General features: G+C 64.1%; 20 protein-coding genes and 1 pseudogene. 15 read left to right on the forward strand and 6 right to left on the reverse strand.

Annotated features, from left to right (window positions below; all coding sequences use genetic code 11):
• The first annotated feature begins 9 nt into the window (after positions 1-9).
• The 3 genes from CWO91_RS05925 (at position 10) to CWO91_RS05935 (ending at position 6,431) form a co-directional block, all read left to right on the forward strand.
• Complete coding sequence (locus CWO91_RS05925) at positions 10-1,878, forward strand: ABC transporter ATP-binding protein (RefSeq protein WP_130212628.1); 1,869 nt, start codon at positions 10-12, stop codon at positions 1,876-1,878.
• Between the two features lie 389 nt (positions 1,879-2,267).
• Positions 2,268-2,783, forward strand: coding sequence for a hypothetical protein (locus CWO91_RS05930; protein ID WP_130212629.1), 516 nt, complete (start codon positions 2,268-2,270; stop codon positions 2,781-2,783).
• A gap of 318 nt (positions 2,784-3,101) precedes the next feature.
• Complete coding sequence (locus CWO91_RS05935; RefSeq protein ID WP_165405249.1) at positions 3,102-6,431, forward strand: adenylate/guanylate cyclase domain-containing protein; 3,330 nt, start codon at positions 3,102-3,104, stop codon at positions 6,429-6,431.
• A 47-nt stretch (positions 6,432-6,478) separates the two neighbouring features.
• Here the strand turns inward: CWO91_RS05935 and CWO91_RS05940 are convergent.
• Positions 6,479-7,703, reverse strand: a pseudogene (locus tag CWO91_RS05940) (polyhydroxyalkanoate depolymerase).
• Positions 7,704-7,871: 168 nt separating this feature from the next.
• On the opposite strand from CWO91_RS05940, the gene CWO91_RS05945 reads away from it, so the two are divergent.
• Positions 7,872-8,528, forward strand: coding sequence for a glutathione S-transferase family protein (locus CWO91_RS05945; protein ID WP_130212631.1), 657 nt, complete (start codon positions 7,872-7,874; stop codon positions 8,526-8,528).
• Positions 8,529-8,820: 292 nt separating this feature from the next.
• Here the strand turns inward: CWO91_RS05945 and CWO91_RS05950 are convergent, their stop codons facing one another.
• Entirely contained in the window at positions 8,821-9,045 is a 225-nt protein-coding gene (locus CWO91_RS05950) for a hypothetical protein (RefSeq protein WP_091879473.1), read from the reverse strand.
• A gap of 185 nt (positions 9,046-9,230) precedes the next feature.
• On the opposite strand from CWO91_RS05950, the gene CWO91_RS05955 reads away from it, so the two are divergent.
• The gene (locus tag CWO91_RS05955; RefSeq protein ID WP_130212632.1) at positions 9,231-9,590 is read left to right on the forward strand and encodes a hypothetical protein; all 360 of its coding nucleotides are present in this window, start codon (positions 9,231-9,233) and stop codon (positions 9,588-9,590) included.
• 10 nt (positions 9,591-9,600) lie between these two features.
• On the opposite strand, the gene CWO91_RS05960 is transcribed toward CWO91_RS05955, so the two are convergent.
• A complete protein-coding gene (locus tag CWO91_RS05960; RefSeq protein ID WP_130212633.1) occupies positions 9,601-10,704 on the reverse strand; it encodes a mandelate racemase/muconate lactonizing enzyme family protein in 1,104 nt (367 codons plus the stop codon).
• A 181-nt stretch (positions 10,705-10,885) separates the two neighbouring features.
• On the opposite strand from CWO91_RS05960, the gene CWO91_RS05965 reads away from it, so the two are divergent.
• The 5 genes from CWO91_RS05965 (at position 10,886) to CWO91_RS05985 (ending at position 15,892) form a co-directional block, all read left to right on the forward strand.
• Positions 10,886-11,719 (forward strand): AraC family transcriptional regulator, encoded by an 834-nt coding sequence (locus CWO91_RS05965; RefSeq protein WP_165405254.1) that lies wholly within the window; start codon positions 10,886-10,888, stop codon positions 11,717-11,719.
• Between the two features lie 140 nt (positions 11,720-11,859).
• On the forward strand, positions 11,860-12,786 hold the full coding sequence (locus CWO91_RS05970; RefSeq protein ID WP_130212634.1) for an SMP-30/gluconolactonase/LRE family protein: 927 nt from the start codon (positions 11,860-11,862) through the stop codon (positions 12,784-12,786).
• A 154-nt stretch (positions 12,787-12,940) separates the two neighbouring features.
• Positions 12,941-13,534, forward strand: a complete 594-nt coding sequence (locus tag CWO91_RS05975; RefSeq protein ID WP_130212635.1) for a GNAT family N-acetyltransferase — start codon at positions 12,941-12,943, stop codon at positions 13,532-13,534.
• Positions 13,535-13,654: 120 nt separating this feature from the next.
• Positions 13,655-15,301 (forward strand): GMC family oxidoreductase, encoded by a 1,647-nt coding sequence (locus CWO91_RS05980; RefSeq protein ID WP_130212636.1) that lies wholly within the window; start codon positions 13,655-13,657, stop codon positions 15,299-15,301.
• A gap of 144 nt (positions 15,302-15,445) precedes the next feature.
• Complete coding sequence (locus tag CWO91_RS05985; protein ID WP_130212637.1) at positions 15,446-15,892, forward strand: hypothetical protein; 447 nt, start codon at positions 15,446-15,448, stop codon at positions 15,890-15,892.
• 1,113 nt (positions 15,893-17,005) lie between these two features.
• Here the strand turns inward: CWO91_RS05985 and CWO91_RS05995 are convergent.
• The gene (locus CWO91_RS05995; RefSeq protein ID WP_091879457.1) at positions 17,006-17,848 is read right to left on the reverse strand and encodes an AAA family ATPase; all 843 of its coding nucleotides are present in this window, start codon (positions 17,846-17,848) and stop codon (positions 17,006-17,008) included.
• Positions 17,849-17,943: 95 nt separating this feature from the next.
• Complete coding sequence (locus tag CWO91_RS06000) at positions 17,944-18,189, reverse strand: GlsB/YeaQ/YmgE family stress response membrane protein (RefSeq protein WP_130212639.1); 246 nt, start codon at positions 18,187-18,189, stop codon at positions 17,944-17,946.
• 123 nt (positions 18,190-18,312) lie between these two features.
• Between CWO91_RS06000 and CWO91_RS06005 the strand changes: the two genes are divergently transcribed.
• The 3 genes from CWO91_RS06005 (at position 18,313) to sseA (ending at position 21,023) form a co-directional block, all read left to right on the forward strand.
• On the forward strand, positions 18,313-19,488 hold the full coding sequence (locus tag CWO91_RS06005) for a vWA domain-containing protein (RefSeq protein ID WP_080134207.1): 1,176 nt from the start codon (positions 18,313-18,315) through the stop codon (positions 19,486-19,488).
• A 133-nt stretch (positions 19,489-19,621) separates the two neighbouring features.
• Positions 19,622-20,035 (forward strand): rhodanese-like domain-containing protein, encoded by a 414-nt coding sequence (locus CWO91_RS06010; protein WP_130212640.1) that lies wholly within the window; start codon positions 19,622-19,624, stop codon positions 20,033-20,035.
• 133 nt (positions 20,036-20,168) lie between these two features.
• Positions 20,169-21,023, forward strand: coding sequence for a 3-mercaptopyruvate sulfurtransferase (gene sseA / locus CWO91_RS06015; RefSeq protein WP_130212641.1), 855 nt, complete (start codon positions 20,169-20,171; stop codon positions 21,021-21,023).
• Between the two features lie 52 nt (positions 21,024-21,075).
• Here sseA and CWO91_RS06020 read toward each other — a convergent pair whose 3' ends face one another.
• On the reverse strand, positions 21,076-21,888 hold the full coding sequence (locus tag CWO91_RS06020; RefSeq protein ID WP_165405250.1) for a hypothetical protein: 813 nt from the start codon (positions 21,886-21,888) through the stop codon (positions 21,076-21,078).
• Between the two features lie 44 nt (positions 21,889-21,932).
• Between CWO91_RS06020 and CWO91_RS44965 the strand changes: the two genes are divergently transcribed.
• Positions 21,933-22,055 carry a hypothetical protein gene (locus CWO91_RS44965; protein WP_256477639.1) on the forward strand — a complete coding sequence of 41 codons (123 nt, stop codon included), beginning with the start codon at positions 21,933-21,935 and terminating at the stop codon, positions 22,053-22,055.
• Between the two features lie 199 nt (positions 22,056-22,254).
• Positions 22,255-23,341 (forward strand): L,D-transpeptidase family protein (locus tag CWO91_RS06025; protein ID WP_165405251.1); only part of this gene is annotated, 1,087 nt, incomplete at its 3' end.

Genomic DNA, 23,341 nt, shown 5'->3' on the forward strand with positions numbered 1-23,341 from the left:
GACAATCGCATGAGCAGGGGAGCGAGCGAAGCTGACCAAGTGATTGCCGAGATGCAGGCGCCCGTGCTCTCGATTGCCGGCCTCACCACATCCTTCCTGCTCGACCGGCGATGGATCCCCGTCGTCCGCAACGTGTCGTTCGACATCGCCCCCAAGGAAACCGTCGCGATCGTTGGCGAGTCCGGTTCGGGCAAGAGCGTCACCGCGCTCTCCATCATGCGGCTCATTCCGCAGGAGATCGGTCGCGTCGAGGGCCGCATCATGCTGGCCGGCCGCGATCTCCTCGTGCTGCCCGAGGCGGGCATGAAGGACATTCGCGGCAACGACGTCGCCATGATCTTCCAGGAGCCGATGACGAGCCTCAATCCGGTGCTCACCATCGGCTTCCAGATCGCGGAAGCGCTGATCCAGCATCGCGGCCTGTCGCGCGCGGCGGCGGAGGCCGAGACCATCCGCCTGCTCGATCGCGTCCGCATTCCCGCGGCCAAATCTCGCTTCCACGAGCATCCGCATCGCTTTTCCGGCGGCATGCGCCAGCGCGTGATGATCGCGATGGCGCTGGCCTGCAAGCCGAAGCTCCTGATCGCGGATGAGCCGACCACCGCACTCGATGTCACCATCCAGGCGCAGATCCTGGAACTGCTGAAGGAGCTTCAGCAGGAGGAGGGGATGTCGATCCTCTTCATCACCCACGACATGGGCGTGGTCGCCGAGATCGCTGATCGTACCGTGGTAATGTATGGCGGGCAGGCGGTCGAAACCGATGCGACGTCGCGCATCTTCGCCGCACCGTCGCATCCCTACACCCGCGCACTGCTCGCCGCCGTGCCGCGCCTCGGCTCGATGGACGGACGCGAGCGGCCGATGCGTTTTCCCATCGTCGACAAGGTGACAGGCACCTCGGATGAGCCGACGGAGACGCCCGACACAGTCTCGACGGCCGAGCGTCCGTTGCTCGAAGTCGCCAATCTCGTCACGCGGTTTCCGATCCGCTCGGGCCTATTCGGCAAGGTCTCCGGCCGTGTCCACGCGGTCGAGAACGTCTCCTTCACCCTGCGCGCCGGCGAGACGCTGGCGCTGGTCGGCGAATCCGGTTGCGGCAAGTCGACGACAGGCCGCTCCATCCTCAAGCTGACGGAGCCGGACAGCGGCACCGTCCTGATCGACGGCCAGGACGTGCTCGCCATGAACGGCCGAGCTTTACGCGATTTCCGCAAGCAGATGCAGATCGTGTTCCAGGATCCGTTCGCGAGCCTCAATCCGCGCATGTCGGTGGGGACGGCGATCGCGGCGCCATTGCTCGCCAATGGGCTCGCGTCGGCGTCGCAGGCGCGCGACAAGGTCGCCGAGCTCCTCGTGCGCGTCGGCCTGACTGCCGACATGGCCGCGCGCTTCCCGCACGAATTCTCCGGCGGCCAGCGCCAGCGCATCTGCATCGCGCGTGCGCTCGCGCTCGGGCCGAAGCTGATCGTCGCGGACGAGGCGGTCTCGGCGCTCGACGTCTCGGTCAAGGCGCAGGTCGTGAACCTGATGCTCGACCTTCAGGCCAGCATGGGGCTTGCCTATCTGTTCATTTCCCACGACATCGCGGTGGTCGAGCGCATGAGCCACCGCGTCGCGGTGATGTATCTCGGCGAGATCGTCGAGATCGGCCCGCGCGCGGCAGTGTTCGGCAATCCGCAACATCCCTACACGAAGAAACTGATGGCTGCCGTGCCGGTGCCCGATCCATCGCGCCGCGGCGCCAGGCGCGACGCCTCCAACGACGAGATCAGAAGCCCGGTGCGCACGCCGGATTACCAGCCGCCTCGCCGGCAATATCGCGAATTGTCACCCGGCCACGTCGTCCAGGTCTGGGGCGAGGAATGGTTGGCCTGATCGGTCAACCGAGGGCACCTTTCAGCTCCTGCTCCTGCGCTGCCGAGTGCGCGACGATACAGGCTGTCCTCCTGAAATCGTGACTGGAGGGAGCGACAGGGAACTGCGGCATGTGAACCGTCTCATATTGCATCGCTTTCTTTTCGAGCTATCACTCCCGCAAGAAATTGCCGCACCCGGAGCTAACTGACAGACACGGGTGAGATGCAATGCCTGCGAAGCCGCGTGCTCGCAGCATCGGATTGGCTCTCGTCTTTGCTCACGAGCAAGTCAGTTCCATCACTCAGCACAGATCTTTCAGAAATTGGAAGCAAGGGCATCGCGAAACGCGCTCACGCAGCTCCTATTCGGGGTCGGTCGGTAGGCTGCTAAGCATCAAGGAGCCCCCAATGAAGATCAGCAACGAAGTTTCCAGTGCATTTTCCCTGACAAGACACGCCGGCAATTTTCGGATCGCCCGTTCGAGTCTCATCCAGGCGGCCCATCTTCTCGAAAGAATTGGGCTCGCAGCCGTTGGGGCCACTTGCGGCCTCTATGTGGGTGCGACCCTGTTACGTCAGAAAGGCGGACTTTTTGAAAGCGGCTGGATCGTGCTGCTCATGATGATCTACGGAGCGGTTAGCTTCTATATTGGAATTGATTTGTCCCGTACGTTCGCTCGGAAGTCGATTTCGAGCACCTCGGAGGAATACAATGGGTCCGAGGCGGTTGAGATCATGAGTGCGGCCGGGACATTCAGCGCGGCGATTGCAGCAACTCTGTCCGTCAGCATCCTTGTCCTTGATCAAAGCCTTCCCAATGGCCTGATCGTCTTTGTTGCCGGCTGTTGGATGGTTGGCTCTTCGCTTCAAGTTGCGGCAGGAACGATGGCGCGCAGCTACGAAGTGACCATGGACAAGGAGTGAAGAGGACTGTCCTCGCGGAAAAAGCGCCTGCCCGGCATCTTGGCGTTGGGCAACGGCCCGGATGCCGGAATCGGCTTCAGATCTGAACTGGTCATTGACGATCGCAACCTCTGTCGTTCGACGCTGCGTGCAGACGATTTTCAGTAGCGCAGACGTTCGCATCGAACGACGTTTCCTGCTTGGACGCGTATCGGTCCTGCGCAACCTAAGTTGTCGCGCAACAAACAAGACGTGCCATCGTGGTGCCGTTGGGATATTGTCCCCGCGTGCCGTGGTCCAAAATTCTGCTAACCGCCAACCACACGATCGGTGGAGCCAATGCAGATTGCGGAGTGGCTCGAGAAGCTGGGGCTTGGGCAATACGCAGAGCGTTTTGCCCAAAATGGGATCGACATGGGTGTCCTTCCCGAACTGATGGATGACGATTTCGACAAGCTCGGAGTCCTGCTCGGCCATCGCCGCAAAATGCTGCGTGCTATTGCCGACCTCGATCCAGCCGCGCTGATCGCATCGCCCGCTCCTCCTCAGGACGCCGAGCGGCGTCACCTCACCGTCATGTTTTGCGATCTGGTCGGCTCGACTGCGCTCTCGGCGCGGCTCGATCCCGAGGATATGTGGGAAGTGATCCGCGCCTACCGCGCCGCCTGCGCGAGGGTCATCGCTGCTTACGACGGCAGGATAGCCAGGTTCGTCGGTGACGGAATACTCGTCTATTTCGGCTATCCTCGCGCCCACGAGGATGATGCGGAGCGGGCAGTGCGAGCGGGCCTCGACATCATCTCTGCGGTCGGGCAACTCAAAACAGGCGCGGACGAACGGGTCGAACTGCGGATCGCAATCGCGACCGGACTTGTGGTGGTCGGCGACCTCGTCAGTGGAGATGCGTCGGAGGAGCACGGAACGATCGGCGATACACCGAACCTTGCTGCCCGGCTCCAGAGCCTGGCGGAGCCGGGAGCGGTCGTCGTTGCCTCGTCGACGCGCCGCCTGCTTGGCGATCTCTTCACGCTTCGCAATCTCGGCCGCCGCGAGGTCAGGGGGATAGCCGAACCTATCGCGGTCTGGGCGGTAGAAGGGGCGACCGCATCGGAGAGTCGCTTCGAGGCGGTTCGTGCTGCGCGCTCGATCGGCTTTGTCGGCCGCAAGCAGGAGATCGAATTCGCGCTCTCACGCCAGCAACTGGCATGGCAGGGCCGAGGCCAGATGCTGTTGATTTCGGGCGAAGCGGGCATTGGCAAGTCGCGCATGGTCGCAACGCTGTCCGAAAGTCCTGCTTTGGGGACGCACCGCCGGGTGCGATATCAGTGTTCGCCCTACCACACCAACAGTGCACTTCATCCCTTTGTCGCGCAGCTCGAGCGCGCCGCCGGCATCCGCTCGGACGACACGCCCGGGCAAAAGCTCGACAAGCTCGAGGCCATGCTGGCGCTTGGAACACAGCAGGTCGCCCGAGCGACACCGCTGATTGCGGCTCTCCTTTCGATTCCAACCGGCGACCATTGTCCGCCGCTTGGTTTGAGCCCGGCGCAGCAGCGGCGACAGACATTTGCCGCCCTGCTCGATCAGCTCGAGGGGCTGGCGCGAGAGCAGCCCCTGCTGATCATCTGCGAGGATATGCACTGGGCCGATGCCACGACACTTGAACTGCTCGATCTTGCGGTTGATCGGATCAGGGGACTGCCGATACTCGTGCTCACGACATCCCGGCCAGAGTTCGAGCCCTCCTGGTCGGGCCTTGCCAACGTCAGTCTGTTACGGCTCGACCGACTAGACCCGCAGGACACGCGTGCGCTGGTCGAGCAGGTGACCGTCGGCCGCCAGCTGCCACGGGAGATGATGAAGCAGATCATCGACAAGACGGATGGCGTCCCGCTATTCGTCGAGGAACTCACCAAGATGGTGCTGGAATCCGGATTGCTCGTCGAAGACGCAGGGCGTTATCGCCTCGATAGTCCGCTCCCGCCGCTCGCTATTCCCGCGACGCTGCAGGATTCGCTGATGGCGCGGCTCGACCGGCTGGCTCCAGTCAAGGAGGTGGCGCAAATCGGCGCCGCCATCGGCCGCGACTTTTCATACGCGCTACTGAGATATGTGGCGGGACGCGATGATCTGACGCTGAGCGCCGCGCTAGCGCAGCTAGAAGAGGCGGAACTGCTGGTGCGTCACGGGGCTCCGCCCGAAGCAAATTACAGCTTCAGGCACGCTCTCGTTCAGGAAGCAGCCTACGAGGGCCTGCTCAGGAGCAAACGGCAGCTGCTTCACAAGCGCATCGGTGATGTCCTGCGCGAGAAGTTTCCAGTCGTGGCCGAGACTGAGCCGGAAGTTCTGGCGCATCACTTCACCGAGGCGGGTCTGAGCGAGGTCGCGCTCGAATGGTGGCGCAAGGCGGGCCAGCAGGCGCTAAAACGCTCGGCCTATTCCGAGGCGATCGCGCATCTCGGCAAGGCGGTTGCGACGGCCGATCAACTGCCTGATGAGCCCCGCCGGATGATGAGCAGGCTGCATCTTCAAATCGCATATGGCCGTGCATTGCGGGGCAGCCTCGGGCACAGCGCTCCCGAAACGGTCGCCGCATGGACGCGCGCCCGACAGTTCGCCGCCGACATCAATGATCCCGTTGAACTTGCGCCGGTCCATTCGGGCCTCTTCAATGCCTGTCTGACACACGGCGAGCTCGCTCCAATGCGGGAGCTGGCGGATGCCATCATGAGCGCTGCTGACCGACGGCCGGACTCACCGGTGGCCGCCATCGTTGCCCATTGGACGGGCGGGGTTACCTGCTGGTTCGGTGGTGACTACTTGAAGGCGCGAGGGCATCTCGAGCAAGCACTGGATATCTATGGTGCCGAGCCGGATCCGGCGAAGTTCAGGGCTTCGGCGCTGGATCTTCCGTTCGTGATCGAGAGGTTTCTTGCCTTGGTACTCTGGCCGCTGGGCAGGATCGGCCGCGCACGCCAACTCGCCGCCGAAGCGGTGCGTGCTTCCGGAGAACAACGGGCGCTTTCCCAGGCCAATGCGCTTGTTCATCGCGCGGTGTTCGACGGATTATGCGGGGGCTTGTTGCAGCAAACAGAGACGATCCTGGCGCTCGGTCTCGCGCGCGACCACACGATGCCGCTCTATGTGGCCGCCGGCACCTACCTGAATGGCCTCGCCAAGTGGCGTGCCGGCGAGCGAATGGCCGGACTGGCAGAAATGCGCCGCGGCTGGACCTTGCTGCACGAGAATGACTGCTACCTCTGTGAACCGTTTTGGGGAATGCATGTCGCCATGGCGGACGCAGAGGTGGGCCAAGTCGAAACCGGGCTCGAAATCTTGAGTGAATTGATTGCATGGGCGGGACAATCCGGTCAGCGTTGGCTTGATGCCGAGCTGCACCGCCTGCGCGGCGAACTTTTGTTGCGCCAAGACGCTCCCGACGATTCCGGTGCCGAGAATGCCCTCACGCGAGCGCTGGACATCGCGAAGCGCCAGCAGGCGAAGACGTTCGAGCTGCGCAGCGCCCTTGGACTTGCGCGCCTGCACAAGAGGAATGGTCGAGCGGGCGCGGCATCCGAACTGCTCGTTCCCGTGCTCGCCGAATTCGATGCGGAGCGAAATCTCCCCGAAATCGAAGAGGCGAAGGAGCTGCTCAAGCAAGAGCATTAAAGCACGTGCCGTGACCCCGGCTGGCGCCCGCGGCCAGGCAATGCCGGTCACGAATTGACGTGCACGAAGTCCCGCAGCAGCGGATAGATCTCGTTGTTCCAGCGCTTGCCCGAGAACACGCCGTAATGGCCGACGCCGGCCTGCATGTGGTGGACGCGGCGATAGGCGCGCACGCCGGTGCAGAGGTCCTGCGCGGCGAGGGTCTGGCCGATCGAGCAGATGTCGTCCTTCTCGCCCTCGACCGTCATCAGCCCCATGCGGCTGACGGCCTTGGTGTTCACCGGGCGTCCCCGATGCATCAGCCTGCCCTGCGGCAACAGGTGCTTCCTGGAACACGTCGCGCACGGTCTCGATGTAGAACTCCGCAGGAAGGTCCATCACCGCGAAATATTCATCGTAGAAGGTCTTGATGCTGGCGGCCTGTTCCTTCTCGCCCTTGGCGATGTGGTTGGCGAGGTCGAGATGCTGCTTGATGTGGCGCTCGAGATTCATCGAGACGAAGGCCGTGAGCTGCACGAAGCCGGGATAGACTTTCCGCAAGGCGCCGCGGCATTGCATCGGCACGTAATTGATCAGGTTGCGCTCGAACCATTCGATCGGCTTGCTCTTGGCGAAGTCGTTGACCCTGGTCGGCTGGATGCGGGTGTCGATCGGCCCGGCCATCAGCGTCAGCGTCGCCGGCCGCGAGGGGTGGTTGTCCTCGCACATGATCGCGGCGGCCGCGAGCGCGGAGACCGAGGGCTGGCAGATCGCCACCATGTGCGGACGCGGGCCAAGCTGTCCGAGGAAATCGATGAGATGCTCGGTGTAGTCGTCGAGCCCGAAGCGGCCCTCGCTGCGGGGAATGTCACGCGGATTGTGCCAGTCGGTGATGTAGACGTCGTGGTCCTGGAGCAGCGTCTTCACGGTGCCGCGCAGCAGTGTCGCGAAGTGGCCCGACATCGGCGCCACCAGCAGCATGCGCGGCTGCTCGCCCACGCCGTCCTTGCGAAAGTGCAGCAGCGAACCAAACGGCGTCGCGTAGGCGATCTCCTCGGTGACGGCGATTTCGCGGTTGCCCACCATCACGCTGTCGATGCCGTAGGCCGGGCGATCATAGGTGAGCGTGGAGCGCGAGATCAGCTCCAGCGCCGCCGAGAGCCGACCGACCACCTGATGCGACACGCCCTGCGGTACCAGGTTGAGGAATTTGAGCGCGGACGAGGCCCCCGCCCGCCATGGCGCGGTCAGGTCCATATGGTTCTGGAAGGCCTGATAATACATCGACATCATACTGAAACGCCCACTTGTCCCGTGCCATTATGCAATATCGAAGCCAGACGGGAGCCGGACCGCTCTCGAAACTGGCACATCGCTTGCTCCTCATGTTGCGGGAAGCACAGCTCATGGGCACGCCCGCGGGCCGAGCGGGTGTCGAGATCAGGCGCAGGGAAGGGCCAAATGGCGAAGGCGACACTGACCATCAGCAGCAAGAACTACTCGTCCTGGTCGCTGCGTGGCTGGCTGCTGACGAAATTTTCCGGGCTCGATTTCGAGGAGATCGTGACAGCGCCGGACGATCCCTCGGCGCGCGCCGAAATCCTGCTGCTGTCATCGTCGATCCTGGTGCCGTGCCTGCGGCACGAGGGCGCCGTGGTGTGGGATACGCTGGCGATCGCCGAATATCTCAACGAGGTGATGCCGGACGCCGGACTGTTGCCTGATGACCGCATCCAGCGCGCGCATTGCCGCTCGATCTCAGGCGAAATCCATTCCGGCTTCACCACGCTGCGCGCCTCGCTGCCGGTCAACCTGAAGGGACACTTTCCCGGCTTCAAGATCTGGTCGCGCGCGCAGGCCGACATCGACCGTGTCTGGTTGATCTGGCGCGACTGCCTGGAGAAATCGGGCGGCCCCTTCCTGTTCGGCGAGCGGCGCACCATGGCGGATGCGATGTACGCCCCCGTGGTGACGCGCTTCGTCACCTATGACGTCAAGCTCGCGCCGCCGCTGAAGGCCTATGCCGACACCATCATGGCCATGCCCGAGATGCAGGAATGGATCGCGGCGGCGCGGGAAGAGCCGGCCGAGATTGAGGAGCTCGAGGTCGAATATTAGGCAGGTCTCGCGCCGTCCTGCCCGTTTCGGGGGCTGGGGGACCGTCGCCCGGCAGGCACGTGGCATGCCCCGCCATATCCTTGATGCGGTTAACTTTTGCCGCCAATACCCGGCCCAAACCCAATCCTGCGCTGCGCAGATATTGTGCGCACGGGCGGCTGGCTGGCGACATCTAGCCGTGAACAGATGCGTACGAAGCCCTGCGGCCGATTCGGACGTGATTCGTTCGGGCCGCGTTCCGAAGGTTAAAGCGGGAGCGCGGCCCCGTCGCATTTTGAAACACAGATCGCCGTCAGGCGGCGCCGCGCTGCTTCACGCGCGGCAGACGCCAGCCGATGACGGTCGCTTCGACCGCAATGCCGGCCTCGTGGTTGCGCCAGCGTCCCTCCACATAACGGCAGGCGAACGGCAGCTGATACGTTCCGCTGTGGTCCTCGCACAACACTTCGACCGCAAGGCCGGGTGGTGGTTCTCCGGTGCCATCGAATTCGGCCAGACGTCTATCGCGCGTTGCCATTCCAAAAATCTCCCCTAAACAAAGCCGCGGAAAGAACGCCCACTTCTTTCCGCGTGCCGATCATCGTTCCCCGTCCCAGGGAACAAGCGCAAGCTCAACGCGAGAATGCGGTACGAGTGTGGTAGCCTCATGCGCTTGCGCGCAAACGGCGCACATTGATGTGATCGATTGACGAGGAACCTTTCATGCTGCTCCGAAGCGCCGGCGTCTGTTTCGCAATGTTGCTGCTCGCATCGCTGGCGCCGCTGTCGCTCCGCGCGCAGGACGTGCCCGGCATCGAGATCTGCACCGTCGAGAAGACCATGGAGCGGCGCACGAGCTGCCTCCAGAGCAATGTCGACTTCCTTCAGAAGACTATCACCAAACTCACGCTCGATCATCAGCAGAAGCTGGATGCGGCCAATCGTCAGATCGACGCCTTGAAGACGAGCCTCGCCGGCTTGCAGAAGACGCTCGCCGATCTCCAGGCCGCCCAGGTGAAGCCGGCCGACGATGCGAAGAAGAAGCAGGACGCGCCGGCGGCGGCGAAGGACGCTGCGAAATAAGGCGCGGCGATCACGCGACGCGATATCGCTCCATCACGCCGCGATCGGGCTCGTAGCCAAGTCCGGGGCCACTCGGCACTGCGACATGGCCGGTCGCATCGACATCGGCGCGGCCGCCCCAGAGGCAGGCCTCGCGTTTCAAATAGAACATCTCGACGAGCCCGTCCTCGCGCAGTGCCAAGAGATGTAGCGTCGCGAGCAGGCCCGGACCGAAATAAGGGGAGTGCGGGACGATCTTGACGCCGAACTGATCGGCCAGCGCCGCGACCTTCAGGAACTCCGTGATGCCGCCGACCTTGATCACCGAGGGCTGGGCGTGGCTCACCGCGCCCGCATTCATCATCTGGCGGAATTGATATTCCGTGCAGGCATTCTCGCCGGCGGCAATGTCGAGCCCGCCCTTGCTGCGCACGTCGGCGAGCGCGGCAAAATCCTCCGGCGGCCAGACCGGCTCCTCCAGGAACATCGGTTTCGCGTCCGCACATGTCTTCGCAAACGCAATCGCCTGCTCGCCGGTGAGCGGGCAGTTCATGTCGACCATCAGCGGAATGGTTGGCCCGATCGCCTCGCGTGCGGCAAACACCGCTTGTGTCGTGGTCTCGTGCAGCTTGATGGCGCCATAGCCGAGCGCGAGCGCTTTCCTGCATTCGGCGGCGATGTTGTCGGGCGAGCCGATCCGCAGCAGGCTCGCGTAAGCGGGAATGGCCGTGCGCCTGGTCTCGCCGAGCAGGCGATGTACGGGCACGCCCTCCACCTTGGCGGCAAGGTCCCACAGCGCGATGTCGAGCCCGGAGATCGCGAACATGGTGATGCCGTAGCGGCCGAAGAGATGCAGATTGCGCTGGATCTGTTCCATGACCCCTGGGATGCCGGCCGCATCAGGTACCTTCAGCCCACGCGCCTGCGGCGCGATCATCTCCTCGACGGCGCTGCGCGTGGTGCGGGGGCAGACATAGGCGAAGGCATCGCCCCAGCCGGTCAGCCCGGCATCGGTCGTGACCTCGACCAGCACCATGTCGAGCGCGGTAATCGCGGAAGCGCCCTGGCGAAAGCTGGCGACACCGGCGTCATAGGGGATGCGGATATGGTGCGCCCGCACATCTGTAATTTCCATGACGCGGTTCCTCCGTGCTTTCTGGTGAGCGGTTTCAGAGACCCCGGGAGTGTAGCCACGAACGCCCGGATGTTGCCAGTAGCCGTTGCCCGGCTATCCTCATGTCGGGACCGCAATGCCGATCAAGCGGGCCGGCGGCATGCTGCGCATCATGGCCGCGCTTCGAACGAGGACGACCACCGTGAACCCAGCCCAGCGCGCGCTCTGGTATATCGAGAGCCATCTGGCCGAGCCGATGACGCTCGACGAGATCGCTGCGATCTCAGGCGTGTCGCGGTTCCACATCGTGCGCGCGTTTGCCGCAGCCACCGGCCTTCCGGTGATGCGCTACGTGCGCGCGCGGCGGCTGACGGAAGCCGCGCGCAGTCTTGCGAACGGTGCGCCTGACATCCTGTCACTGGCGCTGGAGGCGGATTACGGCTCGCACGAAGCATTCACCCGCGCGTTCCGCGACCAATTCGGAGTAACGCCCGAAGCAGTGCGGGCCGCGACATGCGTCAGCCACCTCAAGCTTCAGGAGCCGATCCTCATGGACTCCACCATGCTCGACCATCTTGCCCCACCGCGTTTCGAAATCGCAAAGGCCTTCCTGGTCGCCGGTCCCGCCGAGCGCATCTCCTGCGACAACGGCGCCATGATCCCAGGCCTATGGCACCGCTTTCACCAGGAGGTCGCCGACATTCCCGCCCGCGTCGGCAACGTCGCCTACGGCGTTTGCTGCAACGGCGATGATGCCGGCAATTTCGACTACATCGCCGGCGTCGAGGTCGCCGATTTTTCGGACCTGCCGCGTCGCTTCGGCCGCATCCGCATTCCCGAGCAGCGCTACGCCGTCTTTACCCACACCGATCACGTCGCCTCGATCCGCCGCACGGTCAACACGATCTGGAATCAGTGGCTGCCGGCCTCCGGCCTCAAAGCCGCGGACGCACCGAACTTCGAGCGCTATGACGAAAAGTTCGATCCAGCAACCGGGAATGGCGGCTTCGAGATCTGGGTGCCGGTGAGGGAGTAGGGGCTTCCGCAACGCTGGCATACCGTCCGGCTTGCTTGGCAAGCCCCGGCGACTTTGTCATAACCGCAGGCAAATCTTGCGTGTGGGCCCGTGCCGGACATCCCGTGCAAGTCATAACAAGCAGCCGGGAGGGTCCCAACATGTCCAACGTCCGCGTTCTCGCCACCGACCTCGAATTTCCAGAAGGGCCGGTCGTGATGCCGGATGGTTCGGTCGTGCTGGTGGAGATCCGCGGCCAGCGCCTGACCCGCGTCCATCCCGATGGCCGCAAGGAGATCGTCGCGAAGGTGCCGGGCGGCCCCAATGGCGCCGCGCTCGGGCCCGACGGCAAGATCTACATCTGCAACAATGGCGGCTTCTCCTGGCTTCCGGCCGGCAAGATGATCATGCCGGGCCCGCAGCCGGACGATTACCGCGGTGGCTCGATCCAGCGCGTCGATCTGCAATCCGGCAAGGTCGAGACCGTCGTGACCAGATGCGGCGAGCACGATCTGCGCGGGCCGAATGATCTCGTCTTCGACAAGCACGGCGGCCTCTGGTTCTCCGATCTCGGCAAACGCCGCGCGCGCGAAATGGATGTCGGCGGCATATACTATCTCAAGCCCGGCATGACCGAGATCGTCGAGATCGTGCACGGCGTGCTGCCGGCGAACGGCATCGGGCTCTCGCCGGACGAGAACACGGTCTATATCGCGGAGACCCCGACGGGCCGGCTCTGGGCCTATGAGCTCTCTGCGCCGGGCACGCTGAAGCCGCGCGAGGTGATCTATCGCGGCGAGCGGGGCAAGCCAATCTGCGGCCTCGGCGGCTATCAGATGTTCGACTCGCTCGCGGTGGAGGCGAACGGCAATGTCTGCGTCGCCACCCTCGTTTCCGGCTGCATCTCGGTGATCGCGCCCGACGGCACCCTGGTGGAGCAGGTCCCGACCGGCGATCGCGTCACCACCAACATCGCCTTCGGCGGCCCCGAGCTGAAGACCGCCTACATCACGCTGTCAGGCAAGGGCGAACTGATCGCCATGGACTGGCCGCGCAGCGGTTTGCCGTTGAATTTCTTGAACAAGTGAATGTATCTGTGCCGATATATCCGGCGTCATTCCGGGATGCGTGCGCCAGCACGCAGGCCGGAATCCATCGGGCCTCAGAGTTTGTGGTTGAATGGATTCCGGGCTCGCGACTTCGTCGCGCCCCGGAATGACGGCAGTCATTGTGGAGTGAGAAATGCCCTGGCCCGACCCCATCACCCTGCGCGGACAGCACGCCCGTCTCGAGCCGCTGTCGCATCAGCATCGGGAGGGGCTGACGGAGGCCGTCAAGGACGGCGAGCTGTCAAAACTCTGGTACACCGCGATCCCGCTGCCGGAGAACATGGGCAAGGAGATCGACCGCCGCCTCGGCCTGCAAGCCGCGGGCTCGATGCTGCCGTTCACCGTGTTCGATGCCGGCGGCCGGATCGTCGGCATGACCACCTACATGAACATCGATGCCGCCAACCGCCGCGTCGAGATCGGCTCGACCTGGTATGGCAAGAGCGCGCAGCGCGGCCCGCTCAACACGCAGTGCAAGCTCCTGCTGCTGCGGCACGCCTTCGAAACCCTGAACTGCATCGCGGTCGAGTTCCGCACGCATTTCTTCAACCACCAGAGCCGCCGCGCCATCGAGCGCCTCGGAGCCAAGCAGGACGGCATCCTGCGCAGCCACCAGGTCGGGCCGAACGGCACGCTGCGCGACACCGTGGTCTACAGCATCACCGCCGCCGAATGGCCGACGGTCCAGGCGCATCTCGAATTTCAACTCAACGACAAGCCGCGCTAGCTATAATGTGCTCCAGATTTGCTGCTCGCTCGGTCACATCTCCCTCCGGGAGAGGTGAAGAGCGCCCGCTTCTGGCACCGATTCAATTGAGACTCATTGCGCGCTAAGGACGCTGTCACCATGGACAGATTTGATTATGTGATCGTCGGCGCGGGCTCTGCCGGTTGCGTGCTCGCCAGCCGGCTAAGCGAGGACCCCGCGACCAGCGTCTGCGTGCTGGAGGCAGGCCCTTCCGACTGGCATCCCTATATCCACCTGCCGGCGGGCTTCATCAAAACCTTCCACATGAAGAGCATCAACTGGGCCTACCAGCAGGAGGTAGGGCCCTGGACCGGCGGCCGCAGCATCTATGCGCCGCGCGGCAAGACGCTCGGCGGCTCGTCCTCGATCAACGGCCACATCTACAATCGCGGCCAGCGTATGGATTTCGACACCTGGGCGCAGATGGGCAATCGCGGCTGGGGCTATGCCGACGTGCTGCCCTATTTCCGGCGGCTGGAGAAGCGCGTCGGCGAGGGCGAGGCGCTCTATCGTGGCCGCGAGGGCAGCCTCACGGTCACCACGATGGAGTGGCGCGATCCGCTCTGCGAAGCCTTCATGGAAGGCGCGGTCTCGCTCGGCATCCCCCGCAACCCCGACTACAACGGCAAGACCCAGGAAGGCGTCTCCTACTGCCAGCGCACCATCAACAACGGCCTGCGCGTCTCCGGCGCCACCGCCTTCCTCAGGCCCGCGATGAAGCGTCCCAACGTGCATGTGCACACCCACGCGCATGCGACCGAGATCATCTTCGAGGGCAAGCGCGCCGTCGGCGTGCGCTACATGAAGGGCGGCCGTGGCGGTCATCCTGTCGAGGTGCGCGCCGACAAGGAAGTGATCCTCTCCGGCGGCACCTATAATTCGCCGCAGCTCCTGCAGCTCTCCGGTGTCGGCTCGCCCGATCTGTTGCAGGCCCACGGCATTCAGGTGCGCCACGCACTGCCGGTCGGCGAGGGCCTCCAGGACCATTACGCGCCGCGCACGGTGGCGCGGGTGAAGGACATCAAGACCATCAACGAGCTTCGCCGCGGCTTCTCGCTGTGGATCGAGGCGCTGAAATGGGCGACGGCGCGCCGCGGCCTGCTCTCACTGTCGCCGACCATGGTCTATTGCTTCTGGCACTCCGGCGAGAGCGCCGAGAGTTCCGACCTGCAACTCACCTTCACGCCGGCGAGCTACAAGGAAGGCGTGCAGGGCCAGCTCGAGGATGAGCCCGGTATGACGGTGGCCTCCTGGCAGCAGCGCCCGGAGAGCCGCGGCTATGTCCACATCCGCTCCAATGATCCGTTCGCGCCGCCGATCATCCAGACCAACTATCTCGACGCCGAGCTCGACCGCCGCGTCATCGTCGGCGGCATGAAGCTCGCACGACGCCTTTTGAAGTCCGCGCCGCTGTCGCCCTACTACGCCTACGAGGATTTCCCCGGCCCGAACGTCAACACCGACGACGAATTTTTGCACGCCGCCACCCAGCGCGGCACCACCACCTTCCACCCCGGCTGCACCTGCCGCATGGGTCCGGCGGATTCCACATGGGCCGTGGTCGACGACCAGCTCCGCGTCCACGGGTTGGAGGGCTTGCGCGTCATCGACGCCTCGGTGATGCCGCGCATGATCTCGGCAAACCTCAACGCCTCCACCATGATGATCGCCGACCGCGCCTCGGATTTGATCCGCGGCAAGCAGCCGATGGAAGCGGCAAGGATTCCGGACGCGGCGGTGGCATGAAGAGCCGATCTGCGTAGGGTGGGTTAGCGAGCGGCTGCGCGAAGCGCAGTCCGCGCAGCGTAACCCACCATTTCTGTCAGTGTGGAAACGAAAGAGGTGGGTTACGCTGACGCTAACCCACCCTACGAGTTGCGCCCATTCGACATGAGCACATATGAAGACGAAATCCGGCAGGCCCTGAAAGCCGATTTTGACAGCGGGAGCCTAGTTGAAGCGGGAGACGCAAAGGACGTCTTTCGCTTGCTCGCGACTGCGTACCCCACCAGCGGTTCGAGGATCGATTGGGCGCGTGTGCCCGACGCCGTCGAGTGTGTGGACGCAGTCGGGCCTGATCGACCGGCGCAATTTGTCGAGTTCTTCGCTGAGATATGCGATCACCTCCGATTGAGTGGGCCGGTTCTCTACGTTGGCGACAATGCCCCTGATTTCGCAATTGCTGCATCAATAGAGACGATGAAGAACGTCCTTCATGTACTTCTTGAGATTCCGCAGCATCATTTCCTTGTAGGTCCGAACGGGCGTTGGTGCTTTTGCCTGACCATGGAGGGCGATATCGATTTTGGCCGGAGCGCGGCGCCTTCACTGAGCTAAGTCGCTTGCCCGTCGGGCAAAACACCCCGCCATCTCGTCAACCCCTCTCCGCAAAAATATTCCACTTTACCGAAATTCGGAATTGCGGCATAAGTCGGAACAGCCCGGCCTGAGGAAGAGGGGCGGTTCGCGAGGTCGTTCGAAACGCGGGCCGGGTTGCGGTGGACGCGGCAGCGTCGGGCGCGAGGCTAAGGGCAGGGCGGATTGCTCTCCGTGAGCCCCAAGGCTTCGTGTAGACGAGCGGCGCTGTCAGGTTCGTCTCGCCAGCAAGTTTCCGGCTCCGTCGACAGGGTTGGAAAAACTGCGGCGAACAAGCGAACCGTGCGTACGGCAAAACCGTGTGGTCCTGGCCGTCGTTGCTACGGTCAAGCCTTGGCGGATGCGGCATTGGCGTCAACCGGCGCGGTGTCGGCGACTTTCGCTGGGGTGAGGGAGGCCAGAACGAACTCGGCTCCCGGGAGAGCGCGGCATAAGCCGTCCAACCACTGCGCAGGGAAGGCCGTGTGTTGGGCTTCACCTGTATGCCGCTGTGCAGTTTTTCTGCGTGTGCCTTCGCACAGCGGACCGTGGGTGCCAGCCGGCACCCGGCCTTCCCTGCACCCTCTTTCTTTGGGGGGGCGAGGAATGAAGCAAAGCTCGGGCGAGGTGAGCCGCGAGGATGCGAACGTGTGCCTGCGACGCAGATGCGAATTGGAGAACGACGCCAGTGCCCCTTGCTCCGTCATTGCGGGGAGCCCTTGCGACGAAGCAATCCAGAATCTCTCCGCGGCTCCAGTCTGGATTGCTTCGCTGCGCTCGCAATGACGATGCTGAAGCAGCGCGCCTCAACCTCCGCTGTCATCGCCCGGCTTGACCGGGCGATCCAGTATCCAGAGGCGGTTGTGATTGAACCGAGAGGCCGCGGCGTACTGGATTCCCCGCTTTCGCGGGGAATGACAGTGTCACGGAACGATACCGATGTCCAACACGTCGTCGTCCTGGCGAAAGCCAGGACCCATTACCCCAGGAAGTGATTTGGTGGGTGGTACTGGCTACGCAGTCTTATCGATAGATCACGCGGTATGGGTCCCGGCCTTCGCCGGGACGACACCGAGAATGTGTCGGCCGCGTGCCCTACACTTCCCGCCGGCTCAAAAACGCCAAGCGCTCGAACAGATGCACGTCCTGCTCGTTCTTGAGCAGCGCGCCGTGCAGCGGCGGGATCAGTTTTCGCGGATCCCGTTCTCTCAGCTGCTCGACGCTCATGTCCTCATTGAGCAGCAGCTTGAGCCAGTCCAAAAGCTCCGACGTCGACGGCTTCTTCTTCAGGCCGGGCACCTCGCGCACCTCGAAGAAGATGCGCAAGGCTTCCTCGACCAGGCGCTTCTTGATGCCGGGGAAGTGGACGTCGACGATGCGGCCCATGGTGTCGGCGTCGGGGAACTTGATGTAGTGGAAGAAGCAGCGGCGCAGGAAAGCGTCCGGCAGCTCCTTCTCGTTGTTGGAGGTGATCATCATGATCGGGCGCTGCTTGGCCTTGATCGTCTCGCCGGTCTCGTAGACATGGAATTCCATGCGATCGAGCTCGAGCAGCAGGTCGTTCGGGAATTCGATGTCGGCCTTGTCGATCTCGTCGATCAGCAGCACCGGGCGCTGCTCGCTGGTGAAGGCTTCCCAGAGCTTGCCGCGCTTGATGTAGTTCCTGATGTCGGAGACGCGGGCGTCGCCGAGCTGGCTGTCGCGCAGGCGCGATACCGCGTCGTATTCGTAGAGGCCCTGCTGCGCCTTGGTGGTGGACTTGATGTGCCAGGTCAAAAGCGGCGCGTTCAGCGCCTTTGCCACTTCCTCCGCCAGCACCGTCTTGCCGGTGCCGGGCTCGCCCTTCACCAGGAGCGGGCGCTCCAGCACGATCGAGGCATTGACGGCGACCTTGAGATCGTCGGTCGCAACATAGTCCTTGGTGCCCGTAAATTTCATTGCGTGTCCTTGGGTATCGTCGGCGTGAGGCGCAGGCCCCGGTCGCGACAAGGGAACGGCCGCGCGTGGCGGCCGTTCCTGGTTCGGTCAGGCTTTCAGACCCGTCTTATCAGCGAAAGGATGACCAGCACAATCACCGCGCCGATGGTGGCGTCGACGATGGCACCTAACGTGCCGGTGGCGAGCGCGATATGCAGCTGCGGCAGCACCCAGCTCGCCACCAGCGCGCCGATGATGCCGACGACCATGTTGCCGATCAGCCCAAATCCCGCCCCGTGGACAATCTTGCCCGCCAGCCAGCCGGCGATCGCGCCGATGATGAGCGCTGCGACAATTCCCATTGCAAACGTCCCCCAAACAACCCCTTGAGAGGGCCAATTCTAGAGCAAAAAGCCTCCCGGTCCAGCGCGGAGCAGTGGCCTCCGCCCCTTGACGTTCGCCACCCGACGGGCAATCTGTCACCCATGTTCCTGCAATTCTTCACCTCTCTGCGCGACGCGCAGGTCCCTGTGACGCTGCGCGAATACCTCACGCTGATGGAGGCGCTCGACGCTGATCTGGCGGACTACACGGTCGAGAACTTCTACTATCTGTCGCGCGCCTCGCTGGTGAAGGACGAGCGCAATCTCGACAAGTTCGACCGCGTCTTCGGCACGGTGTTCAAGGGGCTGGAAAGCCTGCTCGACGCCATGGAGAAGGCGGAGATCCCCGAGGAGTGGCTGAAGAAGCTCGCCGAGAAGTATCTGACGGAAGAAGAGAAGAAGCAGATCGAGGCCATGGGCTGGGACAAGCTCATGGAGACGCTGAAGAAGCGGCTCGAGGAGCAGAAGGGGCGGCATCAGGGCGGCTCGAAGTGGATCGGCACCGCCGGCACCTCGCCGTTCGGCGCGCACGGCTACAACCCTGAAGGCGTGCGCATCGGTCAGGAGAAGAACCGCAACAACCGCGCCGTGAAGGTGTGGGACAAGCGCGAGTTCAAGGATCTCGATGGCAATGTCGAGCTCGGCATCCGCAACATCAAGGTGGCACTGCGCCGCCTGCGCAAATTCGCGCGCACCGGCGCGCCCGACGAGCTCGATCTCGACACCACGATCCGCGAGACCGCCAATCACGGCTATCTCGACGTGCACATGCGCCCCGAGCGGCGCAATGCGGTCAAGCTGCTGGTGTTCTTCGACATCGGCGGCTCGATGGACGCGCATATCGAGCAGGTCGAGGAGCTGTTCTCGGCGGCGAAGAGCGAGTTCAAGCACATGGAGTATTTCTACTTCCACAACTGCCTCTACGAAGGCGTGTGGAAGCAGAACAAGCGCCGCTTCACCGACCGCACGCCGACCTGGGACGTGCTGCACAAATACCCGCACGACTACAAGGTTGTGTTCGTCGGCGACGCCTCGATGAGCCCTTACGAGATCATGGTGCCGGGCGGCTCGGTCGAGCACGTCAACGAGGAGCCGGGCTCGGTCTGGCTCGACCGCATCATCCGCACCTATCCGCATGCGGTGTGGCTGAATCCGGTGCAGCAGAAGCATTGGGACTATTCGGAATCGACCACCATCATCAAACGCATTTTTGCGAACCGCATGTACCCGATCACGATCGAAGGTCTTGAGGGGGCGATGAAGGAGTTGACGCACTGATGCTCGCCGTCGTCATTCCGGGGCGCGCGTAGCGCGAGTCCGGAATCCATCGGGCCGCAGCGTTAGTGACAAATGGATTCCGGGCTCGATGCTGCGCATCGTCCCGGAATGACGAAGGAGAAGGGAAAACCACATGCCCCAGACCATCACCCGCGGCATCAAGGCGCTGATCGACGAGGCCAATGCCGAGATCGAGACGCTCAGCGCCAAGGACGCCATCGAGATCTCCAAGAACGGCGACGTCGTCATCGTCGACATCCGCGATCCCCGCGAGATCGAGCGCGAGGGCCGCATCCCCGGCGCGTTCGCCTGCACCCGCGGCATGCTCGAATTCTGGATCGATCCGCAGAGCCCCTACGCGAAACCGATCTTCCAGGAGGACAAGAAGTTCGTCTTCCACTGCGCCGGCGGCTTGCGCTCCGCGCTCGCCGCCAAGACCGCGCAGGACATGGGCCTCAAGCCCGTCGCCCACATCGCCGGCGGCTACGCCGCCTGGCGCGATGCCGGCGGGCCGACGGAGCAATGGGAGCCGAAGAAGAAAGCGTAGATTGGACGCACACAACCAGCCACAACGTCATGCCCGGGCTTGTCCCGGGCATCCACGTCTTTGCCGCGAAGAAGAACGTGGATGGCCGGGACAAGCCCGGCCATGACGACCGAATAAACTGCCGGAGCATGCAATGACCCCCACCGACCCTCTCGTCTCCACGGAATGGCTCGCCGCGCACATTGGCGAGGCCAACGTCAAGGTGCTCGACGCCAGCTTCAAGCTTCCCGGCGTGCTGCCGCTGCCGAAGGACGACTATCTCGCCGCGCATCTGCCCGGCGCCGTCTTCTTCGACGTCGATGCGGTGTCGGATCATTCCAACCCGTTGCCGCACATGTTTCCGAGCGCCGAGCAGTTCGGCCGCGACATCGGCAATCTCGGCATCTCCAATGCCGACACCGTCGTGATCTACGATGCCGGCGGCTGGGTTGCGGCGCCGCGTGCATGGTGGATGTTCCTGTCCTACGGCCACAGCAATGTGCGCATCCTCAATGGCGGCTTGAAGAAGTGGCGCGCTGAGGGCCGTCCCGTCGAGAGCGGCGAGGTGAAGCCGAAGCCCGCGACGTTCAAGGCGAGCTACGATGCAAAGCGCGTGCGCAGCATGCAGCAGCTGCTTGCCAATGTCGAAAGCCGGGCCGAGCAGGTGATCGATGCGCGCGCCGCCGACCGTTTCGAGGGCCGCGCGCCCGAGCCGCGGCCGGGCATCCGCTCCGGCCACATCCCCGGCGCCCGCAACGTGCCCTACAATCTCCTGTTCGATGCCGCGACCGGCACGATGAAGCCGCTCGACGATCTCCGCGCCGCCTTCACCGGCGCCGGCGTCAAGTTAGACGAGCCGATCGTGACGAGCTGCGGCTCGGGCGTATCGGCCGGCGTGCTGACGATCGCGCTCTATCGCCTCGGCATCACCGACACCGCGCTCTATGACGGCTCGTGGTCGGAATGGGGCCAGGCCGGCGGCCCGCCGATCGCGACCGGGCCGGCGTGAGTAGTTCGACCGTTGCCGCGGCCCGCTTGCGGGGAGAGGCGAAGAAGGAGCGTCAGCGCGTGCGTGCGGTCGTTGTGGCGAAGGCCGGCTGCTGCTGTCCAAACGGATTGAACTGTTGCTGCAATTGCTGAGGCGGCGGACGCCGCACGATGTGGTGCTGCTTCTTGGCCTTCGCCTTGCGCTTGGTCGCCTTGCCGTCCGACGCGCCGCTGTCCCTCTTGATGTCCACCTTGATGTCCGCCTTGGCTTTCGCCGGTGTGTCCCTCACGGACGTCGCCGCCGGATCGTTCAGCGCGGCCAGCTTGGGCGCGGCGACATCGAGCGCCGACGAGGCCTGGGCAACACTGGAATCAAGGGCAACACTGGAATCAGCCGGCTCGCTGGCGGTCGTGGCGGCAGCAGGCTGCGTCTCGGGAATCGATGCCGTGGTGTCGGCCGGGGTGAGCGTATCGGTGGCCGCTGGCGCTGTGGCGTCCGCCGTGGTCTCGATCTTGGCCGGTTCGCTGCTCGGAGCCTGGGCTTCAGGCGCGGCTTCAGTGATCTGGGGCTGAACGTCGGTCTCTGTCGTTGGCGTGGCGACTTGCTCGGGTCCGTTCGCCGGCAAGCCGATGGTCGGAATCTGGTCACGCAGCGACGGCGTGGGCTCGGCGGTGACCTCGGGCTCCGGCTGGAATACCGCGAGCACCGGCTGAGCCGGCTCGGGAGCCTGCGCAAACACCTGCTCCTGCGGGCCGTTCCGCCAGGCGGGGTTGTTCACATACTGCTCATGGCTCGCCCGCAGCAGCGCGGCAGCCCCTAGGCCGAACACCAGGATGGAGGTTGACAGCAGGATCGCGGCAAACAGGAAGCGAAAGCCGGGAAGCATCGGACGGGTTACGAATTTCCGCCCCGGGTTGGTGGCCAGGGCCCATGAGCCATCTGAACGCGGTGACGGTACTGATTGCCGCCTTCGCCACGCCGGGATCGGAGCTCAAAGCGGTGACGAATCAGGCTGATTCGACCATATCGCAACGCCTCTCCGCCGTTCCCTAAAATTCGGGCCCGAAAACTCCGGCAATTGATGGCGTGATGCGATTTCTCCCCCGTGATGTAAAGGGGCAACGGTAGTCTTGCGGATCACAAATCGGCAAATCCGGCGCCAATACGCCTGATATGTCTTGAATGTGCCGCTATCTTCGGTCATCTGGCCGTTAACGGTCCGATCGGGCTTGGGGACTATACAAGAGCGATGATGATCAAACATTTTCTGACGATATGCGCTGCCGCGACAGTCGCTGCGGCGGGAACCTCGCTCGCGCAGGCTCAGAGCTATCCGGTCCAGCAGGCGCCGAGCTATGGCGCCCCGGCTGAATATCGCCCAGGCGATCGCACGCCGAATTTCGACGCGTTGGACGAAGACGACGACGCGATGCCCCAGACCCCGCTGCCGGCGCCGGGTCCGGCGGACGATCCGCGCTACGGCCGCCCGGCCGGCGCGCCTCCGGTCTATTCGGCGGCCCCGCCGCAGGGGCCGGTGATGTCACCGGATGATCCGCGTTATGGTCGTCCGGCTGGCGCTCCGGCCTATTCGGCCGCGGCGCCGCAAGGCCCCGTGATGTCGCCCGACGATCCCCGCTATGGCCGTCCCGCCGGTCCGCCCCCGGTGATCTATGCCGATCGTCCGGGTCAGGGCCAGGCACCGGCCAATGACGGCCTACGTCCGCCCGAGGCCGTCGGTGGTCCCGCGGCGACCGGTACGGTCCAAGCCGGGCAGCCGCCCGTCGGCGCCGATGGCCGGCCGATGACGGTCGCGTCGCTGCCGCCGGAGGAGCAGCCTGATGCTGCGCCGGCGCAGTTGCCTCAGAACCTGCGCCGCCAGGAAGTTGCGTTCCAGACCAAGGAGCCGGCTGGCACGCTCGTGGTCGATACGCCGAACACCTACCTCTATTACGTGCTCGGCAACGGCCGTGCGATCCGCTATGGCGTCCGCGTCGGCCGCGACGGCTTCACCTGGACCGGTGTACAGAAGATCACCCGCAAGGCCGAGTGGCCGGATTGGCATCCGCCGACCGAGATGATCGAGCGCCAGCCCTATCTGCCGCGCTTCATGGCCGGCGGCCCCGGCAATCCGCTCGGCGCCCGCGCGATGTACCTCGGCTCGACCGTCTACCGCATCCACGGCACCAATCAGCCCTCGACGATCGGCAAGTTCGTCTCCTCCGGCTGTATCGGCATGCTGAACGAGGACGTCTCCGACCTGTTCGACCGCGTCAAGGTCGGCACCCGCGTGGTGGTGCTGCCGGGCGGCCCGCAGCCGGGAACGGCGACCGCCTCCGCCG

Origin of the sequence: Bradyrhizobium genosp. SA-3 (assembly GCF_004212635.1) — a bacterium.
Taxonomy (GTDB): domain Bacteria; phylum Pseudomonadota; class Alphaproteobacteria; order Rhizobiales; family Xanthobacteraceae; genus Bradyrhizobium.

What these genes read in the sequence shown, in the direction of transcription:
- CWO91_RS05925 (WP_130212628.1), top strand. Translation starts at nt 10, where the DNA reads ATGAGCAGGGGAGCGAGCGAAGCTGACCAAGTGATTGCCGAGATGCAG.
- CWO91_RS05930 (WP_130212629.1), top strand. Translation starts at nt 2,268, where the DNA reads ATGAAGATCAGCAACGAAGTTTCCAGTGCATTTTCCCTGACAAGACAC.
- CWO91_RS05935 (WP_165405249.1), top strand. Translation starts at nt 3,102, where the DNA reads ATGCAGATTGCGGAGTGGCTCGAGAAGCTGGGGCTTGGGCAATACGCA.
- CWO91_RS05945 (WP_130212631.1), top strand. Translation starts at nt 7,872, where the DNA reads ATGGCGAAGGCGACACTGACCATCAGCAGCAAGAACTACTCGTCCTGG.
- CWO91_RS05950 (WP_091879473.1), bottom strand. Translation starts at nt 9,045, where the DNA reads ATGGCAACGCGCGATAGACGTCTGGCCGAATTCGATGGCACCGGAGAA.
- CWO91_RS05955 (WP_130212632.1), top strand. Translation starts at nt 9,231, where the DNA reads ATGCTGCTCCGAAGCGCCGGCGTCTGTTTCGCAATGTTGCTGCTCGCA.
- CWO91_RS05960 (WP_130212633.1), bottom strand. Translation starts at nt 10,704, where the DNA reads ATGGAAATTACAGATGTGCGGGCGCACCATATCCGCATCCCCTATGAC.
- CWO91_RS05970 (WP_130212634.1), top strand. Translation starts at nt 11,860, where the DNA reads ATGTCCAACGTCCGCGTTCTCGCCACCGACCTCGAATTTCCAGAAGGG.
- CWO91_RS05975 (WP_130212635.1), top strand. Translation starts at nt 12,941, where the DNA reads ATGCCCTGGCCCGACCCCATCACCCTGCGCGGACAGCACGCCCGTCTC.
- CWO91_RS05980 (WP_130212636.1), top strand. Translation starts at nt 13,655, where the DNA reads ATGGACAGATTTGATTATGTGATCGTCGGCGCGGGCTCTGCCGGTTGC.
- CWO91_RS05985 (WP_130212637.1), top strand. Translation starts at nt 15,446, where the DNA reads ATGAGCACATATGAAGACGAAATCCGGCAGGCCCTGAAAGCCGATTTT.
- CWO91_RS05995 (WP_091879457.1), bottom strand. Translation starts at nt 17,848, where the DNA reads ATGAAATTTACGGGCACCAAGGACTATGTTGCGACCGACGATCTCAAG.
- CWO91_RS06000 (WP_130212639.1), bottom strand. Translation starts at nt 18,189, where the DNA reads ATGGGAATTGTCGCAGCGCTCATCATCGGCGCGATCGCCGGCTGGCTG.
- CWO91_RS06005 (WP_080134207.1), top strand. Translation starts at nt 18,313, where the DNA reads ATGTTCCTGCAATTCTTCACCTCTCTGCGCGACGCGCAGGTCCCTGTG.
- CWO91_RS06010 (WP_130212640.1), top strand. Translation starts at nt 19,622, where the DNA reads ATGCCCCAGACCATCACCCGCGGCATCAAGGCGCTGATCGACGAGGCC.
- sseA (WP_130212641.1), top strand. Translation starts at nt 20,169, where the DNA reads ATGACCCCCACCGACCCTCTCGTCTCCACGGAATGGCTCGCCGCGCAC.
- CWO91_RS06020 (WP_165405250.1), bottom strand. Translation starts at nt 21,888, where the DNA reads ATGCTTCCCGGCTTTCGCTTCCTGTTTGCCGCGATCCTGCTGTCAACC.
- CWO91_RS44965 (WP_256477639.1), top strand. Translation starts at nt 21,933, where the DNA reads ATGAGCCATCTGAACGCGGTGACGGTACTGATTGCCGCCTTCGCCACG.